A 14,805-nucleotide genomic window follows, 5' to 3' on the forward strand; every position below is an offset into this window, starting at 1 on the left:
GCACGCGGCCCGGCGGCAAGCGGAAACGCGCGGCGGCGGCCGCCCCCGCGACCGCCCCGCGCATTCCCGTCGTTTCCCGTCGTTGCCCGTCGTCTTCCGGTGTCTCCGACCCGGCTCAGGCGGCCAGCGACACCGCCTCGGCCGCCGGCACGCGCAGCGCCCGGCGCGTCGTGGCCACGCAGGTGACCAGCGTCGCCGCGACCGCGATCGCCACCACCCCGAACCAGATCCCCAGGCCCTGCTGCGGCAGCACCGTGTCGCTGCGGACCACGGTGAACGGCACGATCCCGGCCAGCGCCGCCGCCGAGCCGAGGCCCACGCCGGTCACCGCGAGCAGCAGGCCCTCGGTCAGCACCATGCCCTGCACCTGCGCCGGCGTGGCGCCGACCAGGCGCTGCCGGGCGAACTCCTCGCGCCGGTAGGACGTCGCCGCGTACAGGCTGTTGATCAGCATCACGCAGCAGAACGCCACGATGATGCCGACCACCGTGAGGTTGAGGGTCTCCAGATTCTTGTCGTCCACCGCACGGGTGAGCCCGGACGCGTCGAGCGCCTCGTTCTCCACCGCCTGCATGTACAGCGTCGCCGTCGCGATGCCGGTGAAGACGACCAGCGGCATCAGCACACCGGCCAGCCGCTCGGCGCGCTGCCTCATGTTCCGCACCGCCAGATAGCCGCTGGGGCCCGCGACCGCACCGATCGGGCGGCGCAGCCAGCCGAGCGCGGTCCGCAGCAGCGCCGGCGAGAACATCGCGAAGCCCACCGAGAGCAGGATCGCGCCCCACGCGGGGGCCGCCATCAGGCCCGGGTCCGTCGACTCGAAGGCGAAGGTGGAGCTGACGCCGCCCGCGCCGGCCACCAGCGCCGCGCCGCCAGCGATGGTGCGCGCCCGGCCACGCGGCCGGCGTCCCTTCGCCGCGCCGCCCGCCCCGGTGGCCCGCCGCACCGCCAGGAACGCGGCGCCGACCGAGGTCAGCAGGGTGACGGCGAAGCCCGAGTAGAGCGCGATGAACCCGAAGGCGTGGTCGACGTTCTCCGCCACCTGGTCGGTGTCCTGGAACATGTCGAGCAGCGCCCGCCCGCCGAGCATCGCCGGCAGGATCGCCAGCAGCGCGCCGGCGAGCCCGATCACGGCGGCCTCGCCGACCACCATCCGCTTGATCTGCGCGGGGGTGGCGCCGCTGCAGCGCAGCAGCTCGATCTCCTCCTCGCGCTGCCGGACGTTCACGGTCAGCGTGGAGGCGATGGCGAAGAAGACCAGCAGGGTGCCGTAGCCGCCGACCACGCCGGCGGAGAGGCTGAGCGTCTCGGCGCTCGTGTCGTCGACGCCGGCCGCGCCGGCGGTGTCGTGCAGCGAGTTGAACGTCATGATGATCGCCGCGCCGAGGAACGCGGCCAGCAGGGTGCCGGCGAAGCGTCCGGGACGCTGCCGGATCGAGCGCAGGGCCAGGGTGAACACGGCTCACACCCCCAGTGCCAGCGTCGCGTCCGCGGCCGCCGCCGTGGTCCGTGCGGCGGGGTCGCCCAGGTGCGCGAGCCGCTCGGCGACCGCGTCCACGGTGGGCGCGGCCAGGCTGCCGGCCAGCCGGCCGTCCGCCAGGAACAGCACGGAGTCGGCGTACGAGGCGGCGACCGGGTCGTGGGTCACCATCACCACGGTCCGGCCGTGCACGTGCACCGCCTCCCGGAGCAGCTCCAGCACGTCCCGGGCGCTGCGGGTGTCCAGCGCGCCGGTCGGCTCGTCGGCGAAGATCACGGTGGGCTCGGCGAGCAGCGCCCGCGCGATGGCGACCCGCTGTCGCTGCCCGCCCGAGAGCTCGTCGGGGCGGTGGCCCATCCGGTCGGCCAGGCCGACCAGGGCGAGCACCTCCCGGGTCCGGTGCGGGTCGATCCGCCGCCTGGCCAGCTTCAGCGGCAGCGTCGCGTTCTGGGTCACGGTGAGGGTGGGCAGCAGGTTGTACTGCTGGAAGACGAAGCCGATCCGCTGGCGGCGGAACTTCGTCAGCTCCGCCTCGCTGGCGCCGGTCATCTCCTCGCCGTCCACCACGACGATGCCGCTGTCCGGCCGGTCCAGGCCGGCGGCGCAGCGCAGCAGCGTCGACTTGCCGGAGCCGGAAGGGCCCATCACGGCGGTGAAGCTGCCGGCCGGCAGGCTCAGCGTCACGTCGTCCAGCGCGGTCACGGCGTTGCCGCCGGCGCCGTGGACCTTCCTGACGCCGACCAGACGCAGCGCCTCGGCACTCCTCGCGGGTCCGGCCCCGCGCCGCTTGCGAAACATCGTCGCCCCTTCCCGAGCAGGCGCCCTGTGCGCCACGTCTACGACGCTACGGACGCGGGGCGGCGCGGGCACTGGGCCCACCGCCCGAACGCCGGGTGGTGCTGGGTACACCCCGGGAGGGGGGCGGGGCGGGGCCGGACCGCGCGGTCAGCGTCTGCGGGCGCGGGCGGACCAGCCGGAGCCGATGCCGGCCAGGTGCAGCGCGAGGAGCGTCAGCCCGACGAACATCAGGCTGGTCGGGGTGAAGATGTCCTCGGTGGTGGTGTCGGACGCGTTGATGATGAAGGCGATGCCGAAGAGCACGGCCGCGGCGACAGCCAGCATGCGCGGTCCTCCTGTCGGTTCGACGGCACACCGCCCGGCTGGCGGTGGCGCGACGGTCCCTTCCGACTTCCCCGTGACGGCCGTTTGAGGCACCCGACTTGGCTCGTCCCAGGTCGCGAACCGGCTCGGTGGGGGCGCCCGGCGAGCGAGGGGGGAGCGGGGTCAGCCCAGGATGCCGCGGTCGTACGCGGTGGCCACGGCGGCGGCGCGGTCGTTGACGCCGAGCTTGGCGTAGACGTGCGCGAGATGCGTCTTGACGGTGGCCTCGCTGATGAACAACGACGCCGCGATCTGCCGGTTGGACGTTCCCCGGGCCACGAGCTCCAGCACCTCGCGCTCGCGGGCGCTGAGCGGTTCGTTGCCGGGGCCGCGCACCCGGGAGACCAGCCGCGAGGCGACGGCCGGGGACAGCACGGTGCGGCCCGCGGCGGCGGCGCGGACCGCGGTGAACAACTCGTCGCGCGGCGCGTCCTTCAGCAGGTAGCCGGTGGCGCCGGCCTCGATGGCGGGCAGCGTGTCGGAGTCGGTGTCGTAGGTGGTGAGCACCAGCACCCTGGCCCGCACGCCCCGGCGGGCCAGTTCGGCGATCGCCGCGACGCCCCCGCCGCCGGGCATCCGCAGGTCCATCAGCACCACGTCCGGGTCGAGCGCGGCGGCGATCCTGACCGCCTCGGGGCCGTCCGCGGCCTCGCCGAGCACCTCGAAGTCCGGGGCGGCGGCGAACATTCCGCGCAGCCCGTCCCGCACCACCGGGTGGTCGTCGACGATCAGCAGCGAGATCGGGGTCGCCGGGGTGGTCTGGTCAGCCATGGCGCACCAACGGTACGCGGGCGGAGATCGCGGTGCCGTGCCCGGGCTCCGACTCGATGTCCAGGGTGCCGGCGACGCGTTCCGCCCGGGCCCGCATGCCGCGCAGGCCGAAGCCGCCGCCGAGGCCACGGCCGAGGGCATCGCCGAGGGCATCGGGCCGCGGCGCGGCCGGGTCGAAGCCGCTCCCGTCGTCGCGGACGTCGAGCGACACCTCGTCGCCCATGTAGGAGAGGGTGACGCCGATCCGGGTGGCGCCGGCGTGCCGGGCGGCGTTGGCCAGCGCCTCCTGGGCGATGCGCAGCAGCGTCGCCTCGATCTCGTCGTGCAGCGGCTCGACGGTGCCGGTGACGGTGAGCTCGGCCGGTGTGGCGAGCCCGCGCGGGCTGGACATCGCGACGAGCTTGCGCAGCGCCTCGGGCAGCGCGTCGTGCTCCAGCGCGGCCGGGCCGAGGTTGTGCACGGAACGCCGGGCCTCGCCGAGGTTCTGCCGGGCCAGCGCGGCGGCCCGCGCCAGATGGGCGCGGGCGGCGCCCGGCTCCGCGGCGTCCTCGGCGGCCTGCAGTTGGGTGACGATGCCGGCGAGGCCCTGGGCCAGGGTGTCGTGGATCTCCGCGGCGAGCCGGCCGCGTTCGTCCTGGGCCCCGGCCTCCCTGGCCTGCACCAGCAGCTGCGCGTGCAGTCCGGCGTTCTCCGTGAGGGCCTGCTCCAGGCGGGCGTTGGTGCGGGCCAGCTGCTCGATGGTGTCGGTCCTGGCCCGCGCGGCGCGTTCCTCGCGGACGCCGAGCTGGCCGAAGATCACGGCCAGCGAGGCGTTCAGCAGGAACAGCGCGGCGAAGGCGATCCAGCCGGTGGCGTCGGGCGGTGGCAGGCCGCCCGACTGGGAGCCGGCCATGGTCACGGCGGTGCCCATCAGCCCCGCCCACAGGGCGGGGCCGCGCAGCAGGCGCGGGGCGTCGAAGTAGCCGATCGTCGCGTAGACCGCGAAGAAGGGGTTCAACCAGGTGAGGACGAAGCCGAGCAGCAGCCGTGCGGTGTAGTACCGCCGACCGACGCGGCTCGGCTCCACCGGGGAGACGCCGGCGCGCTGCCACACCACCTGGAGCAGCAACGCGACGAGCACCAGCGCGACGGCGGCGTAGACCTGGCCCCGGGTCATCAGCGATCCGGCCGTGGCCGCGCTGAGCCCCGTGGCCAGGACCAGCAGCGCGTACGGACCCCACCGCAGGAACCCCGCCCACCACGCCTCGACCCCGGCGTCGGCGTCGGCGTTGGCCTTGCCGGCCAGATGATCGGGGGATGCGGGCGTGGGGGGATCGGCGTCGGCGTGGGTGTCCCCGACGCGGGGCGATCCGCCGGCGGTGCCGAGGCCCTCGCGGCGTCCGTCCCTCGGCGCGGCGGTGTCCCGGCCCGTGGTGTCCGGGCCGGTGGTACCCGGCGCGGCGGCGCCCGGTCCGGCGGCGGCGCCTGCCGTGGCGGCGTTCCGGTCGTCCGCCGGGCCGGGGCCGCCAGCGGGGGCGGCCGGGGCGTCGGCCCGGTCGGGCCCGGCCGGCGCGTGCGGCGCACCGCCCGTGTCGTATGCCCTGGCCATGGGGTTCAGCATGCCGGGTCGCTACTCCCAGCGGAACCAACGGGCCGCCGCCGAGACCAGCACCACACCCCACAGCGCGGTGACGCCGAGATGCGTCCAGCTCGGCCAGTCGCCCACGGCCGCCGCGTCCAGCGCCTGCGACGCCGCGCCGAACGGCGTCAGCTCGACGACGGTGCGCAGCCCGTCCGGGAGCGTGCTGATCGGGACGTAGACGCCGGCGGTGAACATCATCGGGAAGAAGACGGCGGTGCTGACGGCCTGGGTGGCCTTCACCGTCCGGAAGAACGACGAGAGCAGCCCACCGAGCGCGAGCGCCGCGAACCCGGCGACCAGCACCGTCAGCGCGTAGCCGGCCGGCTGGGACGGCAGCCCGACGTCGAACGCGAGGCGGCCGACGACCAGCGCCAGCACCAGCCCGAGCAGCATCGCCGCGCCGTGCAGCACCAGCTGGGCGATCAGCAGGTAACGGGGGCGGGCCGGGGTGGTGGACAGCCGGCGCAGGATGCCGTGCTCCCGGTAGCTGGTCAGCGTCACGGGCATGCTCTGCACGCCGGCCACGATCATCGCGAGCAGCACCACGGTCGGCACGTACAGGTCGATGACCCGCTGCCCGTCGAGCTCCTCGTCGACCTCCCGCATCGCGGGGATCAGCCCGAGGATGGTCAGCAGCAGCGCCGGGAAGAGGATGATCCAGAAGACGGCGGCCGGTTCCCGGCGGAACAGTCGGGCCTCCGCGCGCAGTACGGCCGCCGAGGCGCCGGAGGGCGCGGACGCGCGGGCGCGGGAGTGCGCGTGGGCCGGGGCGGCCGTGGTCGGGGACGTGGGAGTGGGTGCGGGCATGTCAGTCGTCCCTGTCGTCGTGGTCCGGCTCGGTGAGGTCGAGGTAGGCGTCGTTGAGGCTCGTGTCGCTGACCCGCAGCTGCTCGGCCGTGACGCCGCGCCTGGCGAGCAGCGACATCACCGCGTTGACGGTCTCGTCGCTGCCGTGCACGGTCAGCCGCTCGTCCACCCGGTCCACGGCCGTGGCGCCTGGCAACGCGGCGAGCTCCGCCTCCGGCACCGGCGCGGACGGCGTGAACGAGATGACCGTCGCGCCGGCGGTCCGGCTGATCAGCCCGGCCGGGGTGTCGACGGCGGTGACCCGGCCGCGGTCGATCAGCGCGATCCGGTCGCACAGCCGCTGGGCCTCCTCCATGAAGTGGGTGACCAGCAGCACCGTCACCCCGGAGTCCCGCACCTGCTCGATCAGCCGCCAGGTGTCGCGCCGGCCGCGCGGGTCCAGTCCCGTGGTGAGCTCGTCGAGCACCACGACCCGCGGGTTGCCGACCAGCGCCAGCGCGATGAACAGCCGCTGCTTCTGGCCGCCGGACAGCTTGCCGAACCGGACGTCGAGCCGGTCGGCCAGGCCGAGCCGGGCCGCGAGGGGCCGCCAGTCGGCCGGGTCGGGATAGAAGGCGCTGTACAGCCGGAGCGCCTCGCCGACCGTGAGCCTGGGCTGGAGTTCGCTCTGCTGGAGCTGCACGCCGAGCACCTCGGTGACCCGGTCGTGGTCCGCCAGCGGGTCGAGCCCGGCCACCCGGACCCGGCCGGCGTCGGGCGTGCGCAGCCCCTCGACGCACTCCACGGTGGTGGTCTTGCCCGCGCCGTTCGGGCCCAGGATGCCGAAGATCTCGCCCGCCTCGACGGCGAACGACACCCCGTCCACGGCGGGTGTGCCGCCGTACGCCTTGCGGAGGTCCTCGACCTCGATGATCGCCATGCCGTCGAGCCTCCCGCGCGGCCGGCGCCCACCGCATCGGCCGTCTCGCTCGGATCGGCATCAGCCGATCGGCTGATGCGGGGATCATTCCGCCGTCGCGCTGGCCAGGGTGCGCGGCCCGCGGTTCGGGGCGCGCCGCGCCGACGCTTGACCTTGTCGCGACGTCAACGTTTCTACTGGCGGCATGCGTATCGGAGAGCTCGCCGCGCTGGTCGGGGTCAGCACCCGCACCGTGCGCCACTACCACCGGATCGGGCTGCTGCCCGAGCCCGCCCGGCAGGCCAACGGCTACCGGGCGTACCACCTGCGGGACGCGGTCGAGCTGGCCCGGATCCGGCGGCTGACCGAACTCGGCCTGGCCCTGGACGAGATCAGGGACGTGCTCGCGGCGGACGCCGGCCGGGACCTGGCCGAGGTGCTCGTCGAGCTGGACGCGGACCTGGCCAGGCAGGAGGAGGACATCCGGCAGCGCCGGGCGACGCTGGCGGAGCTGCTGCGGCGGGCCGAGGAGGGCGACGGGCTGCCGGCGGAGGGCCCGGTGTCGCCCGAGGTGGCCGCGGTCTTCGCGGAGATGGCCCGCGCCTCGGCGGCGCTGCCCGGGCCCGAGCCGGCGATGGCGGCCCGGGAGCGGGAGCTGCTGGCGCTGCTCGACGGGGTGCCCGGCGCGGGTTCCCGGAACTGGCTGGAGGGACTGCTGCGGACGATGAGCTCCGAACCCGACGCGATGCGGCGCGCGTACGAGATCTACGCCCGGATGGACGAGCTGGCGGAGGCTGCGGAGGACGATCCCAGGGTCGGCGCCGTCGCCCGGGACATCGCCGCGGTCATGCCGGACGAGGTCGTCGGCGCGATCCGGACCTGGGACGGCGCGGGCGGGGCGGCGGGCGCCGAGGGCGGCTTCGCCGAGGCGTTCTTCGCCGAGTACGCCCCGGCCCAGGCCGAGGCGATCCGGCAGGCCATCGAGCTGCTGCGGGAGCGTGCGGGATGAGGCGGGCGGCGGTGGCGACGTACCGCCTCACGCGCCACGAACTCGTGCTCACCACCAGCCTGCTGCGCTGGGTCACCCGCCGTCCGCCGCACGGGGTGCGCCCCGCCGCGGGCGATCTGCCGGTGCCGTACGCGAGCGGGCAGACGACCGTCTTCCTGCTGTTCTTCTTCGTCTCCGTGGTCGAGACGGTGGCGCTGGCGTTCCTCATACCCTGGCCGCTGGTGCACCGGCTGCTGCTGGTGCTCGGCGTGTGGGGCTGCTACTTCGTGGTGGCGCTGCACGCGTCCTGCGTCGTCCGGCCGCATGTGGTCGGCGCGGACGGCTCGTTGCGGCTGCGGTACGGCGCGCTGGTGGGCGTCGCCGTGCCCGCCGACCGGATCGCCTCGGTCCGGCGGGACCGGCGGTTCCCCGGCGGCGGGCTGGTGCGGGTGGGCGACGACGGCGAGCTCGACCTGGCCGTGGGCAGCCAGACCAACGTCACGGTCGAGCTCACCGAGCCGGTGGCGTTCACCCGCCCGCTCGGCCGTCGCGCCTCGGCCCGGGTGCTGCGCTTCTACGCCGACGATCCGGACGCGACGGTCGCGGCGCTCAGAACCGCGGGGACCAGGACGTGAGGGTGCCCTCGAAGACGTACGCCTCGTCGAACACTGAGAGGGGCCAGGTGCCCTCGGGGTCGAGGCCGAGGTCGAGGACGGCGTAGGTCGCGTCGAGATCCTCGGCGGCCTCGCCCATCCGGTCGCGCGGCAAACAGGCGTGATCGGCGTGTCCGCAGGGACTGGCTCCGTTCGAGTGGGAGGACGGCGCCTCGACCACTCCTCGGCTGGTCGAGGCCGCTGGCGCCGACGGTCAGTGGTTCCTCGTCCTCCGCCCGGAGGGCAGCACCGCCCGGTCCTTCGTCATCAACTACGTCGCGGAGGACCCTCACGACGTGCCCCCGGACGGGACGGAGCGGCCCTGAGGGCGCACCACCGCGGAGCGTCGCGGGCCGGCGGGTCGGGGGGCCCGCCGACCGCGACACTCCGTCGCCCAGAGGGACGCCGGCGTCAGGTCTCGCGCCAGTAGCGCGTGAAGAGCGAGGGATCGGGGTCGTACGCCCAGACGGCGCCGGTGGTCGCCATGGAGCTCCTGACGATTTCGCGGTCCTGGAGGCTCCGCCGGATCCGGGCCTCGATGTCGTCGGGGTCGAACCGGCGCAGAATGTCCGCCCGGGCCGCCTCGACGTCGTCGGCGTGTCCGGGGTCGGCGGAGAGATCGACGAGTTCCCGCGGGTCCGTGCTGAGGTCGAAGAGCTGGTGGCCGTGGCCGTGGACGTAGGTGTACTTGAGGTTTCCGGACCGGCGCATCCAGCAGGGCGCGTAGACGCCCTCGGAGTGGTACTCGACGAACACCGGCCGCTCGTCGACGGATCCACCGGTGAGCTCGGGGAGGATGCTCCGTCCGTCCGGGCGGATCGGTTCGACGCCGACGAGTTCGCACGCCGTCGGCACGAGGTCGAGGAGCGAGACCGGAACGGTGGAGACCGTGCCGCGTGCGGTCACGGGGCCGCCCGCCATGATCAGCGGGACGCGTGCCGACCATTCGTAGAACGTGCGCTTCTGCACCATGCCGCGCTCGCCCAGCATGTCCCCGTGGTCGCTGGTGAAGACGATGAGGGTGTCGTCGGCGTGGCCCGTCTCCTCGAGCGTGTCGAGCAGCTCGCCGACCTTGTCGTCGATGTAGGTGACGAGGGCGTAGTAGGCGCGGCGGGTGCGGTACGCCTCCTCGCTGTCCGCGAGGTCGACGCCGTCCACGCCGTGCAGCGTGTCCACCCAGTCGTCCATGGCCGAGCGCGGGAGGTCGGCGCCGCCGCGGACGCGCACGGGGTCGATCTCGGCGTCGGCGTAGCGGTCCCAGTACTTCCGCGGGGTGAGGAACGGCTCGTGCGGGTGGTGGTAGGAGGCGACGAGCAGCCAGGGGCGCTCGTCGGCGGGCGGCGTCGGCACCTGGAGCGATCCGCGTCGCTCGGTGCGTTTCGAGTGCAGGAACTCGAGCGCGCGGTAGTGCGTCTCCTCGTCGAACTGCAACTGTTCGGTCCACTGCACCGGCCCCGAGCTGACGTAGTCGATGGCGATCGGTGGACCGCAGGGGTTCGCCGGATGGGTGAACCGTCCGACCCTGTCGCGGTCCGGGGTCCACGCCAGGGTGCTGGGGAACATGTCGGTCGTCAGGCGCTTGGCGAAGCCGTGCTCCTGGTCGGCCCCCACGAAGTGCATCTTTCCTGACAGCGCGGTGTCGTAGCCCGCCGTGGCGAGATAGTGCGGGAGCATCGGCAGGTCGGACGCGATCGGGGCGGCGTTGTCCCACGCCGAGTTCGTGGAGGCGAACCGCCCGGAGAGCATCGAGCTGCGGGACGGCGAGCACACCGGAACGGGGCAGTACGCGGCGTCGAAGCGCACGCCGCGGCGCGCCAGGCGGTTCAGGTTCGGCGTCTGGACGACGGGGTGGCCGTAGGCGCCGGTCAGCTCCGCGATGAGCTGGTCCGCGACGATGAGCAGGATGTTGGGCGTTTCAGGCACGCTGGAGCTCCAGTCCGTCGATGTGGGCCTCGATGCCGGCCAGCTGGGTCCGGGCGGTTCGGAAGGCGAGACGGGGCGCCGTGGTCGCGGCGACGTCGCCGATGACCTCGACGACGATCGGCGTCCCGGGGTCGAGCTCCACGACGCGGGCGCAGAGGTCGGCGACGTCGAAGCGTCCGTCGAGCGGGAAGGTCCGGTCGCGGTAGCCCAGGAGTTCCGGCGTCGGTCGTTCGTTGGCGTTCGAGATCTGCAGGGCGAGGATCGGGACGTCCTCGTAGTGGCGGAGGTCGTCCGGATCGTGACCTGCGCGGAACCAGTGGAAGGAGTCGAGGAGCAGCCCGATCCGGTCGTCGTCGAAGGCGCGGAGCGTCGGCGCGAGTTCCTCCGCCCGCGGCAGGACCGGATGGTGCCCGATCGGCTCGACGGCGAGCCGGATGTCGGTACCGGCGGTGAGCGACAGCGCGCGGGTGAGGCCGTGCGCGACGCTCCGGGCATCGCCGCGCGGGTCCATGAACGGCATGACGAAGTAGTCCGCGCCGAGTTCGGCCGCGATCTGGACCTCGGCGCGCAGCCGCTCCTCCGTCCGGGTGGTCCAACGCCAGTGCCACTGGTGCAGCGCCGGGGTCGGGGTCACGCCGAAGAGCCGGAGCCCGGTCTCGTCGAGCAGCGACGCCACCGGCGCGGGCGCGGCGGCGACGAGCTCGCCGGTCAGCTCCACACCGTCAACGCCGCTGGCCCGAGCGCCCCGGAGGAACGCCTCGGCGTCCAGGCCGGGAACGGTCTGGGAGTTGATGCCGGTGGTGAGCCTGGGCCTCGGCGGGCGCGGACCGGTCCCCGGGTCAGTCATTCAGGACCTCGCCGAAGGTCGTCGTGTCGACGTACTCCTCGGCGTCGACCGTCGCGCCCTCCAGCCCGCCGATCTCCTCGAAGACGGTCTGCATGCCGCTGATCCAGTCGACGACGGTGCCGTCCTCGTAGAGCTCGGCCCACTGGTCGTTCGGGTACGCCTCGGTCTTCGCGTAGAGGTCCTCGCACACGTCCCGGGGCATGTTCTCCTCGATGCGCGGGCAGAAGACGTCGAGGGCCGCCTCCGGGTCGGCGACGATGTCCGTGTTGGCCTGCTGCCAGGCGCGGACCATGCCCCGGACGAGTTCCGGCTCGTTCTCGTAGAACGCGGTGCTCGCGACCCATCCTCCGGAGATGGGCGAGTCGAGCTCCGCCGCGGTGGCGACGAGGTTCGCGTCCGGGAGGTTCTCCTCGACCTGCTGGTCGAACGGCGCCCACAACGAGGCCGCGTCGACCCCGCCGGTGACGAAGGTGTTGGCCACCGACGGCATCTCGAGATTGACGATCTCGACGTCGTCGCGGGTGAGGCCGGCCTGTTCGAGCGCGACCTGGAGCACCAGGTCCGACGCCGTTCCCGAGGTCGTCGCGATCCGGGCCCCCTTCAGGTCCTCGACGCTCTCGATCCCCGACTCCGGGGTGGCCCATATCTGGTGGATGTCGACCTGCTGGTTGTTGAGCACCATCACCCTGCCCTGCCCGCGGGCGGGGAAGTTCGCGACGACGGCGCCCATCACGCCGACGTCGATACTGCCCCCGGTCAGTGCCTGCGACATCGCGATCCCGGTCTGGAACGGGGTCGCCTCGATGGCGATGTCCTGGTCGGCGAAGTATCCGGCGTCGTCGGCGACGAAGAGCTGGGCGACGTCGTGCGCGCCGGGGATGTAGCCCACCCGCACCGTGGTGACGCCGTCGCTGTTCGGCTGCCGGCCCGCGTCCGCCGCGCACGAGACGAGCGCCGCGGCGGCGGCGGTCGCGGTGGCGGCGGCGACGATGACGTTCCTGTTCATGGTTCTCCTTGCGTGGTCCTCAGACGCGGTCGCCGGCGTCGGCGCGCAGCAGGCCCTCGACGCGACGGCGCAGGGCGATGAAGTCGGGGGTGAGCTTGAGGTCGTGGTCCCGCTCGGCGCCCCAGGGCACGTCGATCACCTCGCGGATGCGGGCCGGGCGGGCGGCCATGACGACCACCCGGTCGGCGAGGAAGAGCGCCTCCTCGACCTGGTGCGTCACGAAGAGCACCGTGCGCCGGTCGCGCTGGTTGATCTCCAGCAGCACCTCCTGCATCTGCTCCCTGGTCTGGGCGTCGAGTGCCGCGAAGGGCTCGTCCATGAGGAGGATCGCGGGATCGACGGCGTACGCCCGCGCGATGGCGACCCGCTGCTTCATGCCGCCCGAGAGCGTCTTCGGCAGGGCGTCGCGGAACGCCGTCAGCCCCATGACGTCGAGATAGCGGTCGACGATCTCGGCTCGGCCCGCCCGATCGCCGGTCCAGCCGCGGAGCCGCGTCCCGAAGTCGATGTTGCGCGCGACCGTGAGCCAGGGAAAGACGGCGTACTCCTGGAAGACGACGCAACGCGAGGGGCCGGGGCCCGTGACCAGCTCGCCGTCGACCTCGACGCGCCCGGAGTCCGGAGCGATGAACCCCGCGATGGTGTTCAGCAACGTGCTCTTCCCGGAACCCGACGGGCCGACGACGGCGACGAACTCGCCGTCGTCGATGTGCAGGGAGACGTGGTCGAGAACGGTGACCCGCTTGGCTCCCTTGCCGAATCCCTTGCTGACGTCGCGCACCGTGACGCCGGTTCGGGTCGTCGTACTCATCGCGATCCCCTGTCCTGCCAGCGCAGCACCCGGACCGCGCCGGCGCGGATCGCGAGATCCATCACCAGGGCGGAGAGCCCGATCAGGATGATGCCGGCGTACATCCCGGGGACGTCTAGGAAGTTGCTCGCGTTCTGGATCGAGGCGCCCAGTCCGTCCTGGGCCGCCACGAGTTCCGCGGCGACGAGCGAGGACCAGCCGATCCCCAGGGAGACGCGCGCCGCGGTGAAGATGTGCGGCGTGGAGAGCGGGAGCACGATCTTCGTGAACAGCTCCAGCCGCGACGTGCCGAGCGTCTGCCCGGCCCGGACGTACTTCTCCTCGATGCCGCCGACGCCCTCGTAGACGATGATGACGGTCGCGAAGAAGGCCGCGTAGACGAGGATGACCTCGCGCGCCACCTCGCCGATGCCGAAGTAGATGACGACGAGCGGCACCAGCGCGATGGGCGGCAGGGCCCGGAAGAAGTTGACCAGCGGGTTGAACGTCACCCGGGCCCGCGGAAACCAGCCCAGGGCGAACCCGAACGGGATCGCGAGGACCATGCCGATGGCCACGCCCAGCACCACGCGGCGGCAGCTGACCAGTAGATCGGACAGGAGCGGCCCCGACGTGAGGCCGTCCACGATGACCCGGCCGACCTCCAGCGGAGGCGGCAACAGCCCAGGACGGGTGAGTTCGAGGGCCGCGGCGATGTGCCAGGCTGACACGATCAGGACGAACCCGAGCGTGCCGAGGGCGCTGTTCGCCGCGATCCGACGCACGACGACGCCTCTGCCCGACGGGTCGCCGGATGCGCCTCGTTCGGGCGGGGCCGGGTCGGGTGAGGGGGCGGGGTCGCGACGTTCTTCGGGTGGTCGCGCGGCAGTTGCCCGCGTGGGCGTTCGTGCTGTGGGATCCATCGACCTCAATCACATTCGTGCGATCATTGATGAATGATATATCCTACCTTTGATAGGGGAGCATGCCTCGCGCACCGCCAGCATGTCAACGGAATGATCCGCTGAAGTTCCCGGTATTGGTTCTACCTTTCAAGTGAAGGGTTCCGCGATGACGATGCACAGTGCCGCCGAGCGCGCACACGAGGGTCTCGTCGCCCTCATCCACGAGTACCGGCGCCGCGGACGGGACCGGCTGCCCACGGAGGCGGCCCTGAGCACGGAGCTCGGCGTGTCCCGCAACTCCCTGCGGGAGGCGCTGGCTCGTCTCGAAAGCGACGGGGTGGTCGTTCGTCGTCGCCGGGTCGGGACGCTGATCGTCGGCGACACGCTCGTCGCGCCCGAGGCGGATGCCCCGCTCGCCTACCCGATCGACGAGATCGTCTCCATCCCCGACTTCTTCGCGCGGAGCGACCAGCCGTTCCACATCGAGTGGGTGGCCGTGGTCCTGGAGCGCGCCGCACGGGGGGACGCGGAGCGGCTCGGCATCGCCGAAGGAGACGAGGTCTACCGGGTGCGGCGCAAGTACGTGCTCGACTCAGGACCGGCCGCCCTCGGCGAACACGTGATCCCCAAGGTGCTGCGCGGGCACGGGATCCACATCGACGCCCTGACCGACGGCGTCTCGACGTTCCTCGCCGAGGTCGAGCACATCAACGTGGACCTCGTCGACCACGTCGTCGGCGCCGTCGCGGCCGGCGACGAGCTGGCGTCGGAACTCCAGGTCCCCCTCGGGACACCGCTGTTGGTGGTCGACGCGCGCCTCCAGGGCGTCTACCGCGAGGTCGTCGACACGGTCTCGGTCGGCCGCCTCACCTTCAACCCGGCGCGGATCCGCGTGTGCGCACAGGGTCGTTGACCCCCGGCAGGCCGGCGGGCCGGCGAACCGACGAGGTGCTCG

16 protein-coding genes are annotated in these 14,805 nt (G+C 73.2%); 3 read left to right on the forward strand and 13 right to left on the reverse strand.

Annotation, left to right across the window (positions count from 1 at the left end; translation table 11 throughout):
* Nucleotides 1–115: 115 nt before the first annotated feature.
* From ABGB06_RS19030 to ABGB06_RS19060, 7 genes are all read right to left on the reverse strand, one after another.
* Nucleotides 116–1,459, reverse strand: a complete 1,344-nt coding sequence (locus ABGB06_RS19030) for an FtsX-like permease family protein (RefSeq protein WP_347590870.1) — start codon at nucleotides 1,457–1,459, stop codon at nucleotides 116–118.
* Between the two features lie 3 nt (nucleotides 1,460–1,462).
* The gene (locus ABGB06_RS19035) at nucleotides 1,463–2,278 is read right to left on the reverse strand and encodes an ABC transporter ATP-binding protein (RefSeq protein WP_347590872.1); all 816 of its coding nucleotides are present in this window, start codon (nucleotides 2,276–2,278) and stop codon (nucleotides 1,463–1,465) included.
* Nucleotides 2,279–2,425: 147 nt separating this feature from the next.
* Nucleotides 2,426–2,602: a hypothetical protein gene (locus ABGB06_RS19040; protein WP_347590874.1), complete on the reverse strand. Its 177-nt coding sequence runs from the start codon at nucleotides 2,600–2,602 to the stop codon at nucleotides 2,426–2,428.
* 162 nt (nucleotides 2,603–2,764) lie between these two features.
* Nucleotides 2,765–3,412 carry a response regulator transcription factor gene (locus ABGB06_RS19045; RefSeq protein WP_347590876.1) on the reverse strand — a complete coding sequence of 216 codons (648 nt, stop codon included), beginning with the start codon at nucleotides 3,410–3,412 and terminating at the stop codon, nucleotides 2,765–2,767.
* Entirely contained in the window at nucleotides 3,405–5,000 is a 1,596-nt protein-coding gene (locus ABGB06_RS19050; RefSeq protein WP_347590878.1) for a sensor histidine kinase, read from the reverse strand. Before ABGB06_RS19050 ends, ABGB06_RS19045 begins: the two co-directional genes overlap by 8 nt.
* Before the next feature lie 21 nt (nucleotides 5,001–5,021).
* On the reverse strand, nucleotides 5,022–5,840 hold the full coding sequence (locus ABGB06_RS19055; protein ID WP_347590880.1) for an ABC transporter permease: 819 nt from the start codon (nucleotides 5,838–5,840) through the stop codon (nucleotides 5,022–5,024).
* A 1-nt stretch (nucleotide 5,841) separates the two neighbouring features.
* Nucleotides 5,842–6,759 (reverse strand): ABC transporter ATP-binding protein, encoded by a 918-nt coding sequence (locus ABGB06_RS19060; protein ID WP_347590882.1) that lies wholly within the window; start codon nucleotides 6,757–6,759, stop codon nucleotides 5,842–5,844.
* Nucleotides 6,760–6,943: 184 nt separating this feature from the next.
* Here ABGB06_RS19060 and ABGB06_RS19065 point away from each other — a divergent pair, with 184 nt between their 5' ends.
* Nucleotides 6,944–7,747, forward strand: coding sequence for a MerR family transcriptional regulator (locus ABGB06_RS19065; protein ID WP_347590884.1), 804 nt, complete (start codon nucleotides 6,944–6,946; stop codon nucleotides 7,745–7,747).
* Entirely contained in the window at nucleotides 7,744–8,361 is a 618-nt protein-coding gene (locus ABGB06_RS19070; RefSeq protein ID WP_347590886.1) for a hypothetical protein, read from the forward strand. Before ABGB06_RS19065 ends, ABGB06_RS19070 begins: the two co-directional genes overlap by 4 nt.
* Here ABGB06_RS19070 and ABGB06_RS19075 read toward each other — a convergent pair.
* The 6 genes from ABGB06_RS19075 to ABGB06_RS19100 all read right to left on the reverse strand — a co-directional run bounded on the left by ABGB06_RS19075 (nucleotide 8,336) and on the right by ABGB06_RS19100 (nucleotide 13,730).
* On the reverse strand, nucleotides 8,336–8,494 hold the full coding sequence (locus tag ABGB06_RS19075; RefSeq protein WP_347590888.1) for a hypothetical protein: 159 nt from the start codon (nucleotides 8,492–8,494) through the stop codon (nucleotides 8,336–8,338). The two genes, ABGB06_RS19070 and ABGB06_RS19075, sit on opposite strands and share 26 nt — an antisense overlap.
* A 296-nt stretch (nucleotides 8,495–8,790) precedes the next feature.
* The gene (betC, locus tag ABGB06_RS19080) at nucleotides 8,791–10,302 is read right to left on the reverse strand and encodes a choline-sulfatase (RefSeq protein WP_347590890.1); all 1,512 of its coding nucleotides are present in this window, start codon (nucleotides 10,300–10,302) and stop codon (nucleotides 8,791–8,793) included.
* The gene (locus tag ABGB06_RS19085; protein WP_347590892.1) at nucleotides 10,295–11,149 is read right to left on the reverse strand and encodes a sugar phosphate isomerase/epimerase; all 855 of its coding nucleotides are present in this window, start codon (nucleotides 11,147–11,149) and stop codon (nucleotides 10,295–10,297) included. The genes betC and ABGB06_RS19085 overlap by 8 nt, the downstream gene beginning before the upstream one ends.
* On the reverse strand, nucleotides 11,142–12,155 hold the full coding sequence (locus ABGB06_RS19090; RefSeq protein ID WP_347590894.1) for an ABC transporter substrate-binding protein: 1,014 nt from the start codon (nucleotides 12,153–12,155) through the stop codon (nucleotides 11,142–11,144). The genes ABGB06_RS19085 and ABGB06_RS19090 overlap by 8 nt, the downstream gene beginning before the upstream one ends.
* Before the next feature lie 19 nt (nucleotides 12,156–12,174).
* Nucleotides 12,175–12,966 carry an ABC transporter ATP-binding protein gene (locus ABGB06_RS19095; RefSeq protein ID WP_347590896.1) on the reverse strand — a complete coding sequence of 264 codons (792 nt, stop codon included), beginning with the start codon at nucleotides 12,964–12,966 and terminating at the stop codon, nucleotides 12,175–12,177.
* Nucleotides 12,963–13,730 (reverse strand): ABC transporter permease, encoded by a 768-nt coding sequence (locus ABGB06_RS19100; protein ID WP_347590898.1) that lies wholly within the window; start codon nucleotides 13,728–13,730, stop codon nucleotides 12,963–12,965. Before ABGB06_RS19100 ends, ABGB06_RS19095 begins: the two co-directional genes overlap by 4 nt.
* Nucleotides 13,731–14,016: 286 nt before the next feature.
* On the opposite strand from ABGB06_RS19100, the gene ABGB06_RS19105 reads away from it, so the two are divergent.
* Nucleotides 14,017–14,763: a GntR family transcriptional regulator gene (locus tag ABGB06_RS19105; protein ID WP_347590900.1), complete on the forward strand. Its 747-nt coding sequence runs from the start codon at nucleotides 14,017–14,019 to the stop codon at nucleotides 14,761–14,763.
* Nucleotides 14,764–14,805: the final 42 nt, after the last annotated feature.

Source organism: Streptomyces sp. B6B3 (genome assembly GCF_039871525.1).
GTDB lineage: Bacteria > Actinomycetota > Actinomycetes > Streptomycetales > Streptomycetaceae > Streptomyces.

Coding starts and splice junctions, on each gene's coding strand:
- ABGB06_RS19085 (WP_347590892.1), bottom strand. CDS start 11,149: ATGACTGACCCGGGGACCGGTCCGCGCCCGCCGAGGCCCAGGCTCACC.
- ABGB06_RS19060 (WP_347590882.1), bottom strand. CDS start 6,759: ATGGCGATCATCGAGGTCGAGGACCTCCGCAAGGCGTACGGCGGCACA.
- ABGB06_RS19070 (WP_347590886.1), top strand. CDS start 7,744: ATGAGGCGGGCGGCGGTGGCGACGTACCGCCTCACGCGCCACGAACTC.
- ABGB06_RS19050 (WP_347590878.1), bottom strand. CDS start 5,000: ATGGCCAGGGCATACGACACGGGCGGTGCGCCGCACGCGCCGGCCGGG.
- ABGB06_RS19090 (WP_347590894.1), bottom strand. CDS start 12,155: ATGAACAGGAACGTCATCGTCGCCGCCGCCACCGCGACCGCCGCCGCC.
- ABGB06_RS19095 (WP_347590896.1), bottom strand. CDS start 12,966: ATGAGTACGACGACCCGAACCGGCGTCACGGTGCGCGACGTCAGCAAG.
- ABGB06_RS19040 (WP_347590874.1), bottom strand. CDS start 2,602: ATGCTGGCTGTCGCCGCGGCCGTGCTCTTCGGCATCGCCTTCATCATC.
- ABGB06_RS19045 (WP_347590876.1), bottom strand. CDS start 3,412: ATGGCTGACCAGACCACCCCGGCGACCCCGATCTCGCTGCTGATCGTC.
- ABGB06_RS19035 (WP_347590872.1), bottom strand. CDS start 2,278: ATGTTTCGCAAGCGGCGCGGGGCCGGACCCGCGAGGAGTGCCGAGGCG.
- ABGB06_RS19065 (WP_347590884.1), top strand. CDS start 6,944: ATGCGTATCGGAGAGCTCGCCGCGCTGGTCGGGGTCAGCACCCGCACC.
- ABGB06_RS19105 (WP_347590900.1), top strand. CDS start 14,017: ATGACGATGCACAGTGCCGCCGAGCGCGCACACGAGGGTCTCGTCGCC.
- ABGB06_RS19055 (WP_347590880.1), bottom strand. CDS start 5,840: ATGCCCGCACCCACTCCCACGTCCCCGACCACGGCCGCCCCGGCCCAC.